The organism is Streptomyces sp. NBC_00663, assembly GCF_036226885.1.
GTDB lineage: Bacteria > Actinomycetota > Actinomycetes > Streptomycetales > Streptomycetaceae > Streptomyces.
On sequence record NZ_CP109027.1, the window covers coordinates 2,306,154 to 2,324,100 of the forward strand.

The 17,947-nt window shown below is 70.3% G+C and carries 13 protein-coding genes; 7 read left to right on the plus strand and 6 right to left on the minus strand.

The window, feature by feature from the left end:
- Positions 1-121: 121 nt before the first annotated feature.
- From OG866_RS10375 to OG866_RS10390, 4 genes are all read left to right on the plus strand, one after another.
- Positions 122-2,491 (plus strand): glycoside hydrolase family 2 protein, encoded by a 2,370-nt coding sequence (locus tag OG866_RS10375; RefSeq protein ID WP_329333583.1) that lies wholly within the window; start codon positions 122-124, stop codon positions 2,489-2,491.
- Positions 2,488-3,522 carry a LacI family DNA-binding transcriptional regulator gene (locus OG866_RS10380; RefSeq protein ID WP_329333585.1) on the plus strand — a complete coding sequence of 345 codons (1,035 nt, stop codon included), beginning with the start codon at positions 2,488-2,490 and terminating at the stop codon, positions 3,520-3,522. The genes OG866_RS10375 and OG866_RS10380 overlap by 4 nt, the downstream gene beginning before the upstream one ends.
- A gap of 221 nt (positions 3,523-3,743) precedes the next feature.
- Positions 3,744-4,970 carry a thiolase family protein gene (locus tag OG866_RS10385; RefSeq protein WP_329333587.1) on the plus strand — a complete coding sequence of 409 codons (1,227 nt, stop codon included), beginning with the start codon at positions 3,744-3,746 and terminating at the stop codon, positions 4,968-4,970.
- Positions 4,967-7,096 carry a 3-hydroxyacyl-CoA dehydrogenase NAD-binding domain-containing protein gene (locus tag OG866_RS10390; protein WP_329333588.1) on the plus strand — a complete coding sequence of 710 codons (2,130 nt, stop codon included), beginning with the start codon at positions 4,967-4,969 and terminating at the stop codon, positions 7,094-7,096. Before OG866_RS10385 ends, OG866_RS10390 begins: the two co-directional genes overlap by 4 nt.
- Positions 7,097-7,263: 167 nt before the next feature.
- Here the strand turns inward: OG866_RS10390 and OG866_RS10395 are convergent, their stop codons facing one another.
- Together OG866_RS10395 and OG866_RS10400 are read right to left on the minus strand one after the other, a co-directional pair.
- Positions 7,264-7,635, minus strand: coding sequence for a hypothetical protein (locus OG866_RS10395; RefSeq protein ID WP_329333589.1), 372 nt, complete (start codon positions 7,633-7,635; stop codon positions 7,264-7,266).
- Between the two features lie 51 nt (positions 7,636-7,686).
- A complete protein-coding gene (locus OG866_RS10400) occupies positions 7,687-8,706 on the minus strand; it encodes a hypothetical protein (RefSeq protein ID WP_329333591.1) in 1,020 nt (339 codons plus the stop codon).
- 65 nt (positions 8,707-8,771) lie between these two features.
- On the opposite strand from OG866_RS10400, the gene OG866_RS10405 reads away from it, so the two are divergent.
- The 3 genes from OG866_RS10405 (at position 8,772) to OG866_RS10415 (ending at position 11,234) form a co-directional block, all read left to right on the plus strand.
- On the plus strand, positions 8,772-9,668 hold the full coding sequence (locus OG866_RS10405) for an NAD(P)-dependent oxidoreductase (RefSeq protein ID WP_329333593.1): 897 nt from the start codon (positions 8,772-8,774) through the stop codon (positions 9,666-9,668).
- 49 nt (positions 9,669-9,717) lie between these two features.
- Positions 9,718-10,089: an NTP pyrophosphohydrolase gene (locus OG866_RS10410; protein WP_329333595.1), complete on the plus strand. Its 372-nt coding sequence runs from the start codon at positions 9,718-9,720 to the stop codon at positions 10,087-10,089.
- A 245-nt stretch (positions 10,090-10,334) separates the two neighbouring features.
- Entirely contained in the window at positions 10,335-11,234 is a 900-nt protein-coding gene (locus tag OG866_RS10415) for an alpha/beta fold hydrolase (RefSeq protein ID WP_329333597.1), read from the plus strand.
- 18 nt (positions 11,235-11,252) lie between these two features.
- Here the strand turns inward: OG866_RS10415 and fxsT are convergent, their stop codons facing one another.
- Genes fxsT through OG866_RS10435 form a run of 4 tightly spaced genes read right to left on the minus strand, consistent with a single transcriptional unit; the run spans position 11,253 to position 17,946 of the window.
- Complete coding sequence (gene fxsT, locus OG866_RS10420; RefSeq protein ID WP_329333598.1) at positions 11,253-15,188, minus strand: FxSxx-COOH system tetratricopeptide repeat protein; 3,936 nt, start codon at positions 15,186-15,188, stop codon at positions 11,253-11,255.
- Positions 15,185-16,447, minus strand: coding sequence for an FxsC protein (fsxC, locus tag OG866_RS10425; protein ID WP_329333600.1), 1,263 nt, complete (start codon positions 16,445-16,447; stop codon positions 15,185-15,187). Before fsxC ends, fxsT begins: the two co-directional genes overlap by 4 nt.
- Positions 16,440-17,096, minus strand: coding sequence for a TIR-like protein FxsC (locus OG866_RS10430; protein ID WP_329333602.1), 657 nt, complete (start codon positions 17,094-17,096; stop codon positions 16,440-16,442). Before OG866_RS10430 ends, fsxC begins: the two co-directional genes overlap by 8 nt.
- Positions 17,089-17,946 carry an aminoglycoside N(3)-acetyltransferase gene (locus OG866_RS10435; RefSeq protein ID WP_329333603.1) on the minus strand — a complete coding sequence of 286 codons (858 nt, stop codon included), beginning with the start codon at positions 17,944-17,946 and terminating at the stop codon, positions 17,089-17,091. Before OG866_RS10435 ends, OG866_RS10430 begins: the two co-directional genes overlap by 8 nt.
- Position 17,947 lies beyond the last annotated feature (1 nt).

A 17,947-nucleotide genomic window follows, 5' to 3' on the forward strand; every position in this document is an offset into this window, starting at 1 on the left:
TCTTGCGGTTGGCTGGTTCGGTACTCTGACAACGTTTTCTTAACCGGTAAAGTCCGTATCTCGCCAACGATGCCAAAAAGTGTTCCCAGTACTGGACTTGATCGGTTTAGGGAGTGCGTACATGCTTCAGGCCACACCGCTCACCGAGGGATGGATCCTGCGGACCTTCGACGGCACGGCGGACGCGCTCCCCGCCTCCGTGCCGGGCTGCGTCCACACCGATCTGCTGGCGGCCGGGGTGATCCCGGACCCCTTTCTCGGGCGGAACGAGGCTGAAGTGGCGTGGGTGGGGCGGCGGGACTGGACCTATGAGACCGACCTGCGCGCCGGATCGGGCCACGAGCAGACCGACCTCGTCTTCGAGGGGCTCGACACGGTCGCCGAAGTCCTCCTGGACGGGCGGCTGTTGGGCCGCACCAGGAACATGCACCGCTCCTACCGCTTCGACGTGACCGGCCTGTCGGGGCGGCTGTCGGTGCGGTTCCTGTCGGCGTACGCCGAGGCCGAGGCGGTGCGCGGCAAGCTCGGTGAGCGGCCCGCCGCCTATGACGAACCCTTCCAGTACGTCCGCAAGATGGCCTGCTCCTTCGGCTGGGACTGGGGGCCGACCCTGGTGACGGCCGGGATGTGGCGGCCGGTGCGCCTCGAGCAGTGGTCGACGGCCCGGATCTCCCGGGTGCGACCGCTGGTGACGGTCGAACAGGGTCTGGGTGTCGTGGAGTTGGCGGTCGATGTCGAGCGGACCCGGGTCGAGGCTCCGCTGACCGTCGAGGCGACGGTCGCCGGGGAGCGGGTGCGCGCCTCGGTCGACGGCACACGGGGGGTCGTACGGCTCGAAGTGCCCTCCCCGCGGCTGTGGTGGCCTCGCGGCTACGGCGAACAGCCGCTGTATGACGTGGAGTTGACGCTGCTGCACGGCAACTCGCCGTTGGACGTGTGGCGGCGGCGCATCGGGTTCCGCAGTGTCGAGCTGGACCGGTCGGCGGACGAGCACGGCACCGGGTTCACGTTCGTCGTGAACGGGGAGCGGCTCTTCGCGCGCGGTGTCAACTGGATCCCGGACGACGTCTTCCCGTCCCGGATCACCCGCGCGCGGTACCGGGAGCGGCTCGGGCAGGCCGCCGACGCGGGCGTGGACCTCGTGCGGATCTGGGGCGGCGGCATCTACGAGAGCGCCGACTTCTACGACGCCTGCGACGAATTGGGGCTGCTGGTCTGGCAGGACTTTCCGTTCGCGTGCGCGGCCTATCCGGAGGAACAGCCGCTGCGGGGCGAGGTGGAGGCCGAGGCGCGGGAGAACGTCGTACGGCTGATGCCGCATCCCTCGCTCGTGCTGTGGAACGGCAACAACGAGAACCTGTGGGGGTTCCGGGACTGGCAGTGGGAGGAGCGGCTGGCCGGGGAGTCGTGGGGCGAGGGGTACTACCTGGGCGTACTGCCGCGTGTGGTGGCCGAGTTGGATCCCACGCGGCCTTATACGGCGGGCAGCCCCTGGTCCGGTTCGTGGGATCACCATCCGAACGATCCGGCGCACGGGACGCACCACTCGTGGGAGGTGTGGAACCGGGAGGACTACGCGGAGTACCGGCGTGAAGTGCCCCGGTTCATGGCCGAGTTCGGCTGGCAGGCGCCGCCCGCCTACGCGACGCTGCGACGGGCGCTTCCTGGGGAGGAACTGGCGGCGGACTCCCCCGGGATGCTGCACCACCAGAAGGCGGAGGACGGGAACGGAAAGCTGCGGCGGGGGCTTGAGCGCCATTTCGATTGTCCCGAAGGGGACTTCGACCGGTGGCACTACCTCACCCAGGTCAACCAGGCGCGGGCCGTGGCCACCGGGATCGAGCACTGGCGGTCGAACTGGCCGGTGTGTGCGGGCACGGTCGTCTGGCAGCTCAACGACTGCTGGCCGGTGACGAGTTGGGCCGCGATCGACGGGGACGGGCGGGAGAAGCCGCTCTACCACGAGCTGCGGCGGCTCTACGCCGATCGGCTGCTGACGGTCCAGGGCCGGGTGCTGGCCGTGGTCAACCAGGCGGCGGAGGCGTGGGCGGGGGCGGTGTGGCTGCGGCGGATGTCCGTGGCGGGGGCGCTGATCGGCGAGGCGGAGGTGGAGTTCGCCGCCGGGGCGCGGGCGGTGGCGCGGGTCGACGTACCGGAGGAGCTGGTGCCTGGCGGGCCCAAGGAGTTCCTCGTCGCGGACGCGGAGGGGTTGCGGGCGGTTCACTTCCCTGTCGCTGATCGCGACATCCCTTATCCGAGGCCCGAGTTCGAGGTGTCCGTCACGTCGGAGGGCTCGGTGACGGTCGCGGCTCGTAGTCTCGTACGGGATCTGCTGCTGCAAGCCGACCGACTCGACCCGGACGCGCGGGCCGACCGCGGGCTCGTGACGCTGCTGCCCGGCGAACGGGTGACCATCGGGGTCAGCGGCTGGAAGACTCCCGACGCGGACGCCGCCCGCTCCGCCCTGTACTGCATGGAGCCCTCACGATGACAGCCCAGCCGGCCGCCCGCGTCACCATCAAGGACGTCGCCGCGCGCGCCGGGGTGTCCAAGGGTGCCGTGTCACTCGCCTTCAACCACAAGCCGGGGCTGTCGGAGGCGACCCGGGACCGGATCTTCCGGGCCGCGCGGGAGCTGGGCTGGGCACCGAACCTCACCGCGCGCACCCTCGCCGGGTCACGGGTGGATGTGGTGGGCCTCGCCATCTGCCGGCCGGCGCGGCTGCTGGGGCTGGAGCCTTTCTACATGGAGTTCATCTCCGGGGTGGAGAGCGTGCTGACCGAGCACTCGTGCTCGCTGCTGCTGCGGCTCGTGCGGAACGTGGAGGAAGAGGTCGGGCTACAGGAGACCTGGTGGCGGGGGCGGCAGATCGGCGGAGCGATCCTCGTCGACTTCCGGCCCGACGATCCCCGGGTGGCGGCGGCCGAGCGGCTCGGGATGCCGGTGGTCGCCGTAGGGCATCCCTCGCTCACGGGGGGACTGACGTCCGTGTGGACCGATGACGCGACGGCTGTCACGGAGGCGGTGCGGTATCTCGCGGCGCTCGGGCATCGGCGGATCGCGCGGGTGGGCGGGGCGGCGGCGCTCGGGCACACGGCGGCGCGGGGCACCGCGTTCGCTGAGGCGGCGAGGGTGTTGGAGTTGGCCGGAGCGTGGCAGGTGACCACGGACTACTCCGGGGAGGCCGGGGCTCGGGCGACCCGGTCGCTGCTGACGGCTGCGGCGGCTGATCGGCCCACGGCGATCGTGTACGACAACGACATCATGGCGGTGGCGGGGCTTTCGGTGGCCGCGGAGATGGGGTTGCGGGTGCCGGACGAGGTGTCGTTGCTGGCGTGGGACGACTCCCAGTTGTGTCGGCTGACGCATCCGACCTTGTCCGCGATGAGTCATGACGTGCATGGGTTCGGGGTCGAAGCGGCTCGGACCTTGTTCGGGGTGATCATGGGGGAAGGGCCTGGGTCGCATCCCGTGCCTACTCCGGTGCTGACTCCTCGGGGGTCCACCGCGCCGCCTCGGTGACGGTTGTACGGGGACCGCGGGTCGCCTTGGGTTGCTCGCGCAGTTCCCCGCGCCCCTTGAGGGGCGCTCCCCCTACCCCCTCCAGCAATGTGACCTTCGCCGCTCCCGCCTCCAGGACTGTGCAGCTACGTTACCCATAAGTAGCATGGGGCTGAGCGCGCGCTCAGTGGTTGTGCTTGGGCCGTGCAGCAGTGCCATCCCGCATCTGGAGGAGAGCCATCGTGCCTCGTACCGTCAGGGACGTCGTCTTCGTCGACGGCGTCCGCACCCCGTTCGGCAAGGCGGGCCCGAAGGGCATCTACCACGAGACCCGCGCCGACGACCTGGTCGTGAAGGCGATCCGGGAGCTGCTGCGCCGCAACCCGGGTCTGGACCCGAAGAAGATCGACGAGGTCGCCATCGCCGCGACCACGCAGATCGGTGACCAGGGTCTGACCATCGGCCGTACCGCGGGCATCCTCGCCGGTCTGCCGCAGTCCGTTCCCGGCTACTCCATCGACCGCATGTGCGCCGGCGCGCTGACCGCCGTCACCTCGGTCGCCGGTTCGGTCGCCTTCGGGGCGTACGACATCGCCATCGCCGGCGGTGTCGAGCACATGGGCCGCCACCCCATGGGTGAGGGCGTGGACCCGAACCCGCGGTTCGTGAGCGAGAAGCTCGTCGACGAGTCGGCGCTGTTCATGGGCATGACCGCCGAGAACCTGCACGACCGCTACCCGACGATCACCAAGCAGCGCGCCGACGAGTACGCCGTGCGTTCGCAGGAGAAGGCCGCCAAGGCGTACGCCAACGGCAAGATCCAGCAGGACCTGGTGCCGATCTCGGTGCGCCGCACCACCCCGGAGGCCGGTGAGACCGGCTGGGGTCTGGTCACCGCCGACGAGCCGATGCGCCCGGGCACCACCATCGAGAACCTGACCGGTCTGAAGACGCCGTTCCGCGTCCACGGCCGGGTCACCGCCGGTAACGCGGCCGGTCTGAACGACGGCGCCACCGCCTCCCTCATCGCCTCCGAGGACTTCGCCCGGGAGAACAACCTCCCGGTGAAGATGCGCCTCGTCTCCTACTCCTTCGCGGGTGTGGAGCCGGAGGTCATGGGCTACGGCCCGATCCCGGCCACCGAGAAGGCGCTCGCCCAGGCGGGGCTGTCCATCGACGACATCGGCCTGTTCGAGATCAACGAGGCCTTCGCCGTCCAGGTCCTGGCCTTCCTTGAGCACTACGGCATCGCCGACGACGACGCGCGCGTCAACCAGTACGGCGGCGCCATCGCCTTCGGTCACCCGCTGGCCTCCTCGGGCGTGCGTCTGATGACGCAGCTCGCCCGTCAGTTCGAGGAGCAGCCGGAGGTCCGCTACGGCCTGACCACCATGTGCGTCGGCTTCGGCATGGGCGCGACGGTCATCTGGGAGAACCCGCACCACAAGGACGCCGGAGGCGACAAGTGAGCACCACCGCTGAGCTTCTGAAGGGCGCGGCCGAGCTGTTCCCCGACGAGGTCGTGACGTCCGCGCACGTACGCCACCTCGACCTGCCGTTCGGTGCCGGGCGCTTCGCGCTCATCACCCTCGACAACGGCTTCGACCACACCAAGCCGACCACCTTCGGCCCGCAGTCGCTGGCGAACCTGGACGCCGCCATCGACCAGGTCGAGGCGGAGGCCGCGGCCGGCGACATCGTCGGCGTCGGCATCACCGGCAAGCCGTTCATCTTCGCGGTCGGCGCCGACCTCAAGGGTGTCGAGCTCCTCAAGGAGCACAAGGACGCGCTCGCCATCGGCAAGGGCGGCCACGAGGTCTTCAAGCGCCTCGCCGGTATCGCGGTCCCGACCTTCGCGTACTACAACGGTGCCGCGATGGGCGGTGGCGTCGAGGTCGGTCTGCACTGCGAGTACCGGACCGTTTCGAAGGCGCTCCCGGCGTTCTCGCTCCCCGAGGTCTTCCTGGGCCTGGTCCCGGGCTGGGGCGGCTGCACGATCCTGCCGAACCTGATCGGTGCCGACAAGGCCGTCTCGGTGATCATCGAGAACAGCCTGAACCAGAACAAGCAGCTCAAGGGCCAGCAGGTCTTCGACCTGGGCATCGCCGACGCTCTCTTCGAGGGCGCGGACTTCCTGGAGCAGTCGCTGATCTGGACGGCGAACGTCCTCAAGGGTGACGTCAAGGTCGAGCGTCCGGTCATCGACCGCGGCGAGGCCTGGGACCAGGCCGTCGCGCGCGGCCGGTTCATCGCCGACTCCAAGGTGCACGGTGCGGCCCCGGCCGCCTACCGCGCCCTGGACATCATCGCCGCCGCCAAGAACGGCGACCTCCAGCAGGGCTACGACGCCGAGGATGTCGCCCTCGCCGACCTGATCATGGGTGGCGAACTGCGCTCCGGCATCTACGCCTTCAACCTGGTGCAGAAGCGCGGCAAGCGTCCCGCCGGTGCGCCGGACAAGTCGCTGGCCCGCCCGGTCACCAAGGTCGGTGTCGTCGGCGCCGGTCTGATGGCCTCCCAGCTCGCGCTGCTCTTCCTGCGCCGCCTGGAGGTCCCGGTCGTCCTCACGGACATCGACCAGGAGCGCGTCGACAAGGGTGTGGGCTATGTCCACGCCGAGATCGAGAAGCTGCTCGGCAAGGGCCGTATCAACCAGGACAAGGCCAACCGCCTCAAGGCCCTGGTCACCGGTGTGCTGGACAAGGCCGAGGGCTTCTCCGACGCCGACTTCATCATCGAGGCCGTCTTCGAGGAGATCGGCGTCAAGCAGACGGTGTTCGCGGAGGTCGAGGCGGTCGCCCCGGCGCACGCGATCCTCGCGACGAACACGTCCTCGCTGTCGGTGACCGAGATGGCGTCGAAGCTCAAGAACCCCGAGCGGGTCGTGGGCTTCCACTTCTTCAACCCGGTCGCGATCCTGCCGCTCCTGGAGATCGTGCGCGGCGAGCAGACCGACGACGCCTCGCTGGCGACCGCCTTCGCGGTGGCCAAGAAGCTGAAGAAGACCGCGGTGCTGGTGAAGGACGCCCCGGCGTTCGTCGTGAACCGCATCCTCACCCGCTTCATGGGCGAGATCCAGAACGTCATCGACGAGGGCACGCCGGTCGAGGTCGCGGAGAAGGCGGTCGAGCCGCTGGGTCTGCCGATGTCGCCGCTGGTGCTCCTTGAGCTGGTCGGCCCCGCGATCGGTCTGCATGTCTCGGAGACCCTCAACCGGGCCTTCCCGGACCGCTTCACCGTCTCCCCGAACCTCGCGGCCGTCGTCAAGGCCGGCAAGCGCGGCTTCTACGTCTACGACTCCGGCAAGCCGGAGCTGGACCCCGAGGTCGCCGCGCTCCTCAAGCAGGGCGATGTCGTCCTGACCGAGGAGCAGGTGCGGGACCGGGTCCTCGACGCCGTCGCCCAGGAGATCGGGCTCATGCTCGACGAGGGTGTCGTCGCCGAGGCGCAGGACATCGACCTCTGCCTGATCACGGGCGCGGGCTGGCCCTTCCACCTGGGCGGCATCACGCCGTACCTGGACCGCGAGGGTGTCTCCGAGCGCGTGAACGGCAAGAAGTTCCTGGCGCCGGGCGTGGCGAGCGTCCCGGCGTAACCGCTCCGCTGTGAACGGCGGTGCCCCGCAGGCCGGTTGGCTTGCGGGGCACCGGTGTTTTCGGGGGTGGGCCCGCTGACCGGGTCGTTTCAGCGGGCGGGGCCTGTGGATTGCCTCAGCGGGCCTGCCCTCGGGATTGCCTCAGCGCGCGGGCCCTCGGGATTTCCTCAGCGGGCGTCCTCGACATGTACGACCTGGAGGTCCGTGCCGTCGCGGTGGCGCTTGCTGCGGCCGTGGAGGCCGACGGTGAGGTTCGAGGCGTCGGCGGGCTCGTCGGAGCCGACGTAGGTGACGACGTCCGGGTGATGGCCGGTGACCAGCCAGCCGGTACCGTCCTTGAGCGCCTGAGTACCGAAGTCACCGGCGGGGCCACCGGCGCGCACCGGGCCGTACTGCCGGAGGATCTCCAGGGCCAGCCCGGCGAGTTCGCCGTCGGGCTCCTTGAGCATCACGCACGTGCCGTTCTCGAACAGCACCCAGGAGACCCCGGACGGCTCCAGGATGCGCTGCCAGACCTCGACGAGGTGTTCGGTGTCCATGCGGTCATGTTGACGCAGCCGCACTCGAACGGTCGCGTCAATTACGCCGGTTCAGCACTCCCGCCAGGCCTCCAGCGCGAGCCCCGGTTCGTCCTTGCGCCGGGTGAGCAGGAGTTGGCCGGTCGAGGGGGACAACGTTGCCGCCACGACCCGCCCGTCCTCGTCGGTCGCGAGTGACACCCGGGCGTCCGCCGGGAGTTGAGGTCCCGACTCCGTCCACCACGCCCCCGCGGCCTCCTGTTCCGTCGGGTACGCGGCGAAGGCGACCCGGCCGCTCGACGAACGCTGGGCGAACAACGTGCAGTCGTGGCCGTCGAGTTCGCAGCGGACCGCGGAGACCGGGCCGGGGCCGGACGAGGCGAGGAGGGCGACGGGTTTGCCTCCCGCGCGCCAGGCGCACAGATCGCCGGCGTCGTCGGTGTAGAACAGGGTGGTGCGGTCGGCAGAGGTGGCCAGGGCGTGGAGGGTGCCCGGGCGTACGGGAGTCTCGACCGCCTCCTCCAGGACCGGCTGGGCGCCGGGATCCCGCTGGCGCCAGTGCAGGAGGCCGTCGGGGACGGCCGCGTACAGCTCGACACAGCCCGACTCGCCGGTCACCGCCGCCAAGTCCTCGTGTACGTCACTGCCCTTGAGGTCCCGCCACGGCTCCCAGCCGCCCTTCTCCTTCTGCGCGACCATGCTCACGCCGCCGCTCCTGTTGCGGACGAAGACATGGGCACGCCCCTGGGCATCGACGGCGACGGCCGGGGTGCCGGTGCGGTCGCCGGTCTTGTCGGGGTGGCCGATCGGGGCCCAGTCGAGGGCGGCGAGCCGGGGGCGGAAGTGCGTGGAGTGCACGAGCCCGGCCTCGCCGGGTTTGGTGGGCCGCCAGGAGACCAGATGGGCGTAGCGGTCGGCGCCCTGACCGAGCGCGATCCCCGGGCGGAGCTTCTGGTCGCCGCCCACCTTGCGCGGGGCCGCTTCCCAGGGGCCGTCGGGCCCCTGCTCGGCCCGGCAGAGGACGTCCTCACCGGACGGCAGATAGACACTGAGCCGGCCGTCACGGCCGCGGAGGAGCCAGTCGCCGTTCACCGGTTCACTCTATGCGGCGTCTTTCGAGGCCCGTTCGGTCGCCCCCCGCGTCTACCGTGGACGGTATGACCGACAAGCTCACCGTCACCGTCCTGGGCACCGGCATCATGGGCGCCGCCATGGCCCGCAACATCGCCGGCGCCGGGCACACCGTCCGCGCCTGGAACCGTACCCGTGCCAAGGCCGAGCCCCTCACCGCCGACGGCATCCGGGTCACCGACTCCCCCGCCGAGGCGGTGGAGGACACCGACGTCGTCCTGACCATGCTGTACGACGGTCCCGCCGCCCTGGGGGTGATGGAGGAGGCGCTGCCGGCGCTGCGGCCGGGCGTGGTGTGGGCGCAGTCGACGACGGCCGGCCTGGAGGGGCTCGCCGAACTCGCCGCCTTCGCCGCGGCGCACGGCCTGGTCTTCTACGACGCCCCGGTACTCGGCACCCGGCAGCCCGCGGAGGCCGGTCAGCTCACCGTGCTGGCGGGCGGCCCCGAGGCCCACCGCTACTCCATTGCCCCCGTCTTCGACGCGGTGGGGGCGCGCACGGTGTGGACCGGGGAAGCGGGCAGCGCGACCCGGCTGAAGCTGGTCGCCAACAGCTGGGTGCTGGCCGCGACCGCGGCGGCCGGGGAGGTGCTGGCGCTGTCCGAGGCGCTCGGCGTGGACCCGCGGGACTTCTTCGCCCTGATCGAGGGTGGTCCGCTGGACATGGGCTATCTGCGCGCCAAGGCGGGGCTGGTGCTCGACGGCAAGCTGTCCCCCGCCCAGTTCGCTGTCGAGACCGCCGCGAAGGACGCCCGCCTGATCGTGCAGGCGGGCGAGGAGAACGGCGTACGTCTGGACGTGGCCGCGGCGAGCGCGGCGCGGCTGGAACGGGCCGCGGCGCAGGGGCATGGGGACGAGGACATGGCTGCGGCGTACTACGCGAGTTTCGAGGCGGAGGAGAGGGAGGAGAGGGACGGGGGCTGACGCCGGAGTGCGTGAGGCCCGGAACCCCGGGAGCTGACACCCTGAGCTCATGAACGCCGTAGCCCCCCTTCTCGTAATAGTCGATGCCGCCAACGTCGTCGGGTCGGTGCCCGACGGCTGGTGGCGTGACCGGCGCGGGGCCGCGGAGCGGCTGCGGGACCGGTTGGCGGCGGACGGCTTGCCGGGGCACGAGGGTCCCGTGGAGCTCGTCCTCGTCGTGGAGGGCGCGGCCCGGGGCGTGGAGTCCGTGCCGGAGGTCAGGGTCGAGGCGGCGAGAGGGAGCGGGGACGATCGGATGGTGGAGCTGGTGGCCGGGGCGGTCGGGCGTGATGTCCTGGTCATCACGGCGGATCGGGAACTGCGCCGGCGGGTGACGGAGCTGGGCGCGGACGTCGCGGGGCCGCGGACGGTGCGTGGCTAGAAGGCGTCTGGAGGCAGCCTGGAGACCGGAGCGCAATGACCCGCTTGTCCCGATATAGGGGCCGTCCAACCTCGGCCGAATCAGCAAAATAGGCATAAGCTAGCCGGGTTCGGTCATGATTTCGACATTCTGGTCACTTTCCAGTGACGGAATGACGCCGACGCGAGACGCTGGCTCGGTGGTGCCCGTCGTTCTGATCTGAGAGGATTCCGGCACCCTTGACGGCCGGTGGACGGGAGGCAGGAGTGGCGCGTGCCGCTCACAGCAGAGACGGGCGCGAGCTCGTTTTCGATACGTGGGGTGATCCTCAAGGGCATCCCGTCTTTCTGCTGCACGGAACTCCCGGCAGTCATCAGGGGCCACGCCCGCGGTCGATGGTGCTCTATCAGCTCGGCATCCATCTGATCGCCTATGACCGTCCCGGGTACGGCGGTTCGACCCGCAAACTGGGCCGCACGGTGGTCGACGCCGCCGAGGACGTCGAGGACATCGCCGACGAACTCGGACTCGACGAGTTCTCCGTCGTCGGCCGGTCCGGCGGCGGTCCGCACGCGCTCGCCTGCGCCGCGAAGCTGCCGAAGCGGGTGCAGGGCGCGGCCGTGCTGGTGAGTCTCGCCCCGTGGGACGCGGAAGGGCTGGACTGGTTCGAGGGGATGACGGACTCCAACGTCCGCGAGTACCGCAACGCCCGCGAGAACCAGCAGGTGTTGCAGAGCACCCTCGTGCAGAACGCGGACGCCATGCGGGACAACCCGATGGCCGTACTGAACGACCTCGACGACGAGATGCCCGAGGTGGACCGGCAGATCGTGGCCGACGCCGGCATCCGCCGGATGCTGCACAAGAACTTCGAGGCCGCGATCGCGAATACCGCGTACGGCTGGATCGACGACGCCCTCGCCTTCAGCAGGGGCTGGGGCTTCGATCCGAACGAGATCACCGTGCCCACCCTGCTCTGGCACGGCGAGAAGGACGTGTTCTCCCCCGTCGAGCACTTCAACTGGCTCGCTCGCAGGATCAAGGACGCCACCGTGGTGCTCCAGCCCTCGGCGGCGCACTTCGCGGCCGTCCCGGTGCTGCCCCAGGTGCTCGGCTGGCTGCGGGACCAGACGGAGGCCGACGCCGCCGCGACCACGACGGCGTGACCTGCGGTCCCGCCTCCGTCAGATCGGGTGCGGGTCGAGCTCCAGTCCCACCCGCCGGCCGTTGCGGAGCCTGACCACCTTCGAGTGCTTCGCGCCGAGCTTGGCGCCTAGCACGTCCAGGGAGTCCCGGGCCAGCTGCTCGGCCTCGGCCGTGCGGCCGATCTCCTTCAGCAGGACCGAGAGATTGCCCCGGCAGGTGAGGGCGGTCGGATGGTCGGAGCCGAGCCGGTCGCACAACTCCCGGTACGCCTGGCGGTAGTTGCGCTCTGCCTGCGTCGCCTCACCGAGGGCCGCCTCCGCGTTCGCCAGGTTCATCTGGCAGTTCATGCTGAACGGGTGTTCCGGGCCGAGGGTGGTCCGCAGCGCGGACCGGGCCTGCTCGCACACCTCGCGGGCCTCGGCGAACCTGTCCGTCGACAGGAGGTTGATGCCGTGGTTGACCGCGCACGCCAGCGTGTTCGGATGGCTCTCCCCGAGCGCGGTGCGGAACCGCTCCAGCAGGTCGGCGGTCTCCTCGCAAGCCTCCTCGTGGCGCTCGGCGGCCGCGAGATGACCGGCGTGGCCGAGCCGCACCACCAGCGTCTCCGGCGAGTCCTCGCCCAGCCGCCGACGGCAGATGTCCAGCACCTGCCGGCTGATGTCCATGGCCTCGTCCAGCCGGTCGAGCCGACGCAGAGTGATGGCGAGGGCCTTGGCCGCCTCCAGCGCGGGCGGCTGCTCCGGGCCGAGCTCCACGGCCGTCTCGTAGACACCGCGCAGCGTCGCCTCCGAGGCCTCGTACTCACCGCACGAGCGCTGGTCGCGGCCGAGGTTGATCTGGGAGAACAGGGTGTAGGGGTGACTTGGTCCCAGGGTCAGCGCGCGCTGCTCGCAGTTCTCCTTGTCGACGCTCTGAGCCTCGTAACAGTCGCCGGCCATCCTCATCGACACGGCCAGGTTGTTCGCCGCGAACAGGGTCCGGGCGTGGTCCTCGCCGAGGAGGTCGACGGACCGTTCGTAGGTCTCCCGGTCGATCTCCAGGGCTCTGCCGACCTGTCCGACGGCCCGCAGGTCCGCGGTCAGGCCACCCGCCGTCATCAGCGCGTGGTCGTCGTCGTCCCCCAGGGCCTCGCGCTGCCGCTCGTACACGTCCTGGTCGATCTCCAGCGCTCTGCTGTACCAGCCCTGGAAACGCAGCACGTTGGCCATCTCGAAGCGCAGATGCAGGGTCCAGCGGTCGTTGGGTCCCGCCTCCTTCTGCCAGATGACCAGCAGCTCCTCGGCGAGCGACATGGCCTCCGCGTACTCGCCGCGGGCCCGCAGATACCGCAGCCACTCCGTCATCAGCTTGCGGATCCGGTCGTCCAGCGAGTATCTGGTCCACGGGGTCTTCAGGTGGGGCCAGATGGTGTTGTACCGCTCCCAGTTCTCCGGCCGTTCCACGTCGCCCTCGGAGGGGCGGGCGCCGGAGAGCACATTGCGGACGGCGCGCAGGGCCGCCTCCTGCTCGTCGGTGGACATCGACGAACGCACCGCGGCCTGCACGAGTCGGTGCACCTGGAGGCTCTTGGTCTTGCGGTCGACCTTGGCCAGGGAGTAGCGGTGCAGCTGCTGGATGGCCCGGGAGACCAGGGCCGTGCCACCGCTGTTCGGGTGGACCTCGCGCAGGGCCTCGCCCATCTCCTTGCCGTGCACCAGGTCGAAGGAGATCGGGTCGGCCCCGAAGTGGGCGCACAGCTCCAACAGCCGCCGGGCGACCGGTGAGTTGAGTTGCTGGATGGAGATGTTCCAGGTCGCGCCGACCTGGGGCGGGTACGCCGGGGCGTCGGAGACGGGCTCCAGCGTCGCCAGCTGCGTTTCCAGCAGCTCCAGGTAGTCGGAGGCGTCCTGGCCCGTCTCGTTGAGCCAGGCGGCGGCGTGGTCGACGGCGAGCGGCAGGTCGCCGAGGGCGTCCGCGACCCGGTCGGCGTCCTCCGTGCTGATGGCGGAGACCCGGCGCAGCAGGTGTTCGACGCTCTCGTTACGGTCGAACACGTCGACCTCGACCCGCTCTCCGACCTGGGACCAGCCCTCGTTGCGGGTGGTGATCAGGACGTGGCCGGTGGGGCTGTTGACCAGCAGCCGCTCGATGGACTCCGGGGTGGTGGCGTTGTCGAAGACCAGCAGCCACCGGTCGTACTGGGTGCCGCGGCGCAGCGCGTCCCGGACCCCTTCGGCCGTGGCGGTGATGCTGTCCCGCTCCTCCACGCCCAGGTGCGGGGCGAGTTCGGAGTACTGGCGCAGGGCGAGGTCGCCGAACTCCGCCTCGATCCACCAGACGACGTCGTAGTTGCCCCGGTACCGGTGCGCGTACTCGGTCGCCAGCTGGGTCTTGCCGACGCCGCCCATGCCGTGCAGCAGCGTGGCGGTGCCGGTGTCCGTGAGCCGCTCCCGCAGGTCCTCCAGCAGTTCGGAGCGTCCGGTGAAGGCCGCGTTGCGTCCGGGCACGGACCACACGGGAGGCTCCGCGCCGGGGAAGCGGGGCCCGCCGGTCCCGGCGTCCGCGGGATGTTCGCCCTGGACCGGCTGGGCGTCCAGGGCCCGCAGGAGGGCGCTCTTGGCCTGGCTCTCGTTCATGCCGCTCAGATGGACGGGCATCCGGTCCGAGAAGGGGTGGGCCAGCCGTGCGTCACTGACCCGTACCGGAACGAGGGTGCGGCGCGAGCCCATCGGGTCGGCGGCGGCCACGGCCTCCCAGACCGCCCTGGCCTCCGGGGACTTCTGGTAGTCGGCGGAGAGCACGGCCACGGTGCGGGCGGCGCCGCGCACCTTGCTGTCGGTGTCGTCACGCAGCGGGACGCCGGCCGCGGAGCCGTCCTCGGAGCGGGCGTCGGCCACGGTGAAGCCGGCCTCGCCGAGGACCCGTCCGATCCACTCGGCCCACATCCGGTCCTGGTGGACATAGCTGAGGAACACATGGGTGGGGTCCGGTGGCCTGCGACGGACGACGGCCTTGAGGTAGTTCTGGCGTTCCTCGTCGGTCATCGGGACGAGGGACCTCACCTCACCCTCGGTGATGAACGACGTCAGCCGTTCACAGGCGGCGAGCAGCGAGGCGGGGGTCTCCGGCTCGTCGCGGAAGGTCGCCAGCATCTCCTCGTACGCGTAGGGGGACTTGAACGGCACTTCCACGCTGCCCCAGTAGCTGCGCGGATCGATGTTGCGGGTGCGGACCAGCAACTGGTCGAAGGAGAGCCGGACCTTGGCGCGCGCCGCCTCCAGCCGGTCCGCCTCGGAGTCCACGACCCGCATGGGCACCGGCAGGATGCGGATGCGCCGCTGGCCCCTGGTGTCCTGCACCCGGCGGGCGACGGCCGCCGCGCCCTCGATGCTCTGGTCGTTGTGGGTGAAGCAGTTCACCAGCACATCGGGGAAGTGCAGGGTGCAGATGTCGGAGATGTCGCTGAGGCCGGTGCGGCTGTCGACGAGGACGTAGTCGTAGCCCTGCCGGAACTGGTCGCACAGGGCGTCCAGGAACTGGCCGCCGTACTGCTCGTCGTAGAAGCGGTTCCAGTTGAACTGGGAGAAGATCGAGGAGTAGTTGCGGTCCTGGCGGCCCGCGGAGATGTAGTCCAGCCGGCCGTCGCCGCGGAAGTTCCACTGCAACGGGTTCACCGCCCGGCCGATGTCGGCCTGTTCGACGATCCAGTCGGTCTTGATCTTGGTGTCGTGCAGGTGGTCGACCTTGAGCACGTAGTCGTTGATGAGTTCCAGCACTCCGGGGAGGTCCCGTAGGGCGCTGGGCTCCAGGAACGGGTGGAGGAAGCGGTCGAGGCCGGGTGCTTCCAGGTCCCAGTCGACCACCAGGACCCGACGGCCCTGGGAGGCCATGATCCAGGCGGTGTTGGCCAGCGCCATGGTGCGCCCGCTGCCGCCCTTGTAGCTGTAGAACGTGACGATCTTGCCGCCGTCGGGGCGGGGGTGCACGCCGGTCACGGTTGGGCCTCCTGGTCACCCTGCGAATCGGCCGACGCCGAGGGGCTGGTCGAGGATCGTAGCGGACGGTTGAGATACTGCTGGGCCGCGCTGTCGGCCAGTTCGACGAACCGGGAGTTGAACGCCTCGGAGTGGTCGAGACCGGTACCGGCGACCGCCCAGCGCTGGATGGCCCGGCCGCGGCTGAGCCTGCGGGGCAGCGCCGACTCGAGCAGCTCACCGAGCCGCTCGCGGGCCCGCAGGGTCTGCGGATCATCGGCGAACGCGGTCAGCACCGTCACCCACGGCAGGTCCAGTGCGTCGAAGTTCCGCAGCCGCTCCACGGCACCGCGGTCGTGCAGGATCCAGGGGTCGATGATGAGGACCCAGGGGCTGTCGGCGTCGCTCCGGCCGAGGAAGACGGCCTCGGCCTCGTCGTAGGTGCGGATCTCGGGGGCGAAGCCGAGATTGCGGGCGAGTTCGGCGGTGCGTTCGACCAGCGGAATGCTCAGGCCGTCACTGAAAGGCTGCCAGTCCCGGGGCTCATGACCGTACTTGGTGTCGCTGCGGCCCGGTGGCAGGTGGTTCATGTCCGGGGCGAGCACGGCGATGCCCAGCCGATGCCAGGAGGCGGTGGCGAACGCGTCCGGCACGTTGAGATCGGCGAACTCGGCCTCGCCAGGGGCGGGTTCGGGTGTTCGATGGGCGGCCTGGACGATGCACTGGGCGATCCTGCGGACGCACTGGTCGTAGTAGTCCGAGCCCCCGGGGTACTGCCGCAGGCCGTACAGACCACCCTCGGTGTAGCGGCGCAGCGCCTCGGCCTCGACCTGCATCGGTGCCACCGGTCGGCCGGGCTCCGGCAGGTCCAGGTCGACGGGGAGCGGGAGCGCGGTGGTGGGGACGGGTGCCCACAACACCGGGATGCTGGTGCCGCGGCGGGAGCGGGTCTCGAAGGCAGTCCACTGGCGGCCGCAGTATCCGTCGGTGAAGTAGCGGGGGGTGATCAGCGGTACGAAGCAGTGGCTGCGCTGGAGGGCCCGGGCCATGTCGGGGCCGCCACGGTCGGTGGCGTCGAGATAGCCGAGGGAGGAGGGCACGAGGGAACCGCTCAGCCCCGCGACCGCCCTGATCAGATCGGAGTGGAACTCCTCCACGTCCTTGTCCGGCTCAAGGTCCTCGGCCTCCGCGTCACCGCTTGTCACGGGCGCGGGGGCATAACTCACAAAGAAGTAGAACGCCTTGCTGCGCACGCGACGTGCGGAACGGCCGTCATGCATCGTGTTCCTCCCCAGCCGAGCCGTTCATGGAGTCGAAGAGGTCGTCGAAGAGGCCAGGGTCGCAGGGTTCCAGACGGGCCATGACCGCCACGCGGGCTATTGTCTGCGCCAGTTGGAAGGCGATCCCGTTGGCGGTCGTGTGCCGTCCGAGGCTGTACAGGCCGAGCAGCCCCAACCGCTGGTAGTCGGCGTGGAAGTCCCGGTGGGTGTACTGCACCTCGGAGTAGGGCGGGGGGATCTCGTCGGGTCGCAGCGGAGCCCACAGCACGGGGACGATGGCGTCGCGGATGAACGTCCCCCGGTCACGCTGGAGTTGCTGTCTGCGTTCGAAGCACTCCCATTCCAGGGCGCACCACTTGCTGCTGAACAACCGTGGGGACAGGGCCGGTACGAGGACCTGGCAGCGGGCGAGCCGGTCCTTCAGCACGTCCTTCCACGCGGAGCCGACCGGGATCTCCTTGTCGAGGTAGACCGCGTCGATCCCCGCGCGCAGGTCGGTGAGCTCCCTCAGATGTCTGGACAGTCTGCCGCGGAAGCGCACCAGCAGCTCGTCCGGCGGCTCGTGGCTCTCCGGTGACTCGGGGTTGCGGCCATAGCTCAGGAAGCCGTAGGGCTCCTGGACCATGGCGCGGGGCTGGTGATCAGGCACGGTCGGCCTCCGCGGGGAGGTTCCCGGACCGGGTGTGGCCCTCGGACCGGGTATGGCCCTCGGACCGGGTGCGGTTCTCGGCCAGCCAGTCCCTGGCCGCGTCCACCGCCCACCGCAGCGGAAACAGCCTGCTGTCCGCGGTGCCGATCCGCCCGCGGGCGATCGGGGCGTCCGTGGAGGTCTCCAGGCACCGGCCGAGCGTGCCGAAGTCGCTGTCGTCCAGGTCGACGTCGACGTAGCACCGCCAGCGCGGGCCGTCGTCCGTCAGCACCCGGCAGTCGTAGCGCCGGCGGGGCGGACGGGGTCGGCGGTACTCGGCGAGATGGAAGGCCGAGCAGGTCTCGTAGCCGACGCCCAGCAGCAGGACGTACGCCTCCTCCTCGTACAGCCTGCCCAGCGGGGAGCGCTCGCCGAGCAGACAGTCCAGGGCGTGGCCGCTCGTGATCCGGGCGGACCCGGGTCCGAGCGCGGCGAAGGACGCCTGCGGGTGTGTGCTGCGCATGGCTCCCGGAGTGACCCGCACCTGCTCCGCCAGCCGTCCCATGCCCTGCGAGGGCGTAGAAGCCGCGCAGAAGGGCTCCATGTGTTCACGGTAGGACAGAAGTTGATGTCGCGTCAGGTCTCGCGTCATGTGGAGATAAGCCCGTGATGTCAGCGAATTTCCCTCGGTGAACGTGGGCACCACCAGCGTGCCTTCGGGGCCGAGCGTGTCGAGGAGGGCGCGCAGTACCGTCCGGCCGCCGCCGCGCACCGGCCCGACGGACCGCAAGGAGGCGTGCAGCAGCAGCGTCATGCCCTTCTCGACGCCGAGTTCACGGAGTTCGGCACTGAGCAGTGAGGCAGTTCTCATC

Coding starts and splice junctions, on each gene's coding strand:
- OG866_RS10375 (WP_329333583.1), top strand. CDS start 122: ATGCTTCAGGCCACACCGCTCACCGAGGGATGGATCCTGCGGACCTTC.
- fsxC (WP_329333600.1), bottom strand. CDS start 16,447: ATGCATGACGGCCGTTCCGCACGTCGCGTGCGCAGCAAGGCGTTCTAC.
- OG866_RS10410 (WP_329333595.1), top strand. CDS start 9,718: ATGAACGCCGTAGCCCCCCTTCTCGTAATAGTCGATGCCGCCAACGTC.
- OG866_RS10435 (WP_329333603.1), bottom strand. CDS start 17,946: ATGAGAACTGCCTCACTGCTCAGTGCCGAACTCCGTGAACTCGGCGTC.
- OG866_RS10405 (WP_329333593.1), top strand. CDS start 8,772: ATGACCGACAAGCTCACCGTCACCGTCCTGGGCACCGGCATCATGGGC.
- OG866_RS10380 (WP_329333585.1), top strand. CDS start 2,488: ATGACAGCCCAGCCGGCCGCCCGCGTCACCATCAAGGACGTCGCCGCG.
- OG866_RS10395 (WP_329333589.1), bottom strand. CDS start 7,635: ATGGACACCGAACACCTCGTCGAGGTCTGGCAGCGCATCCTGGAGCCG.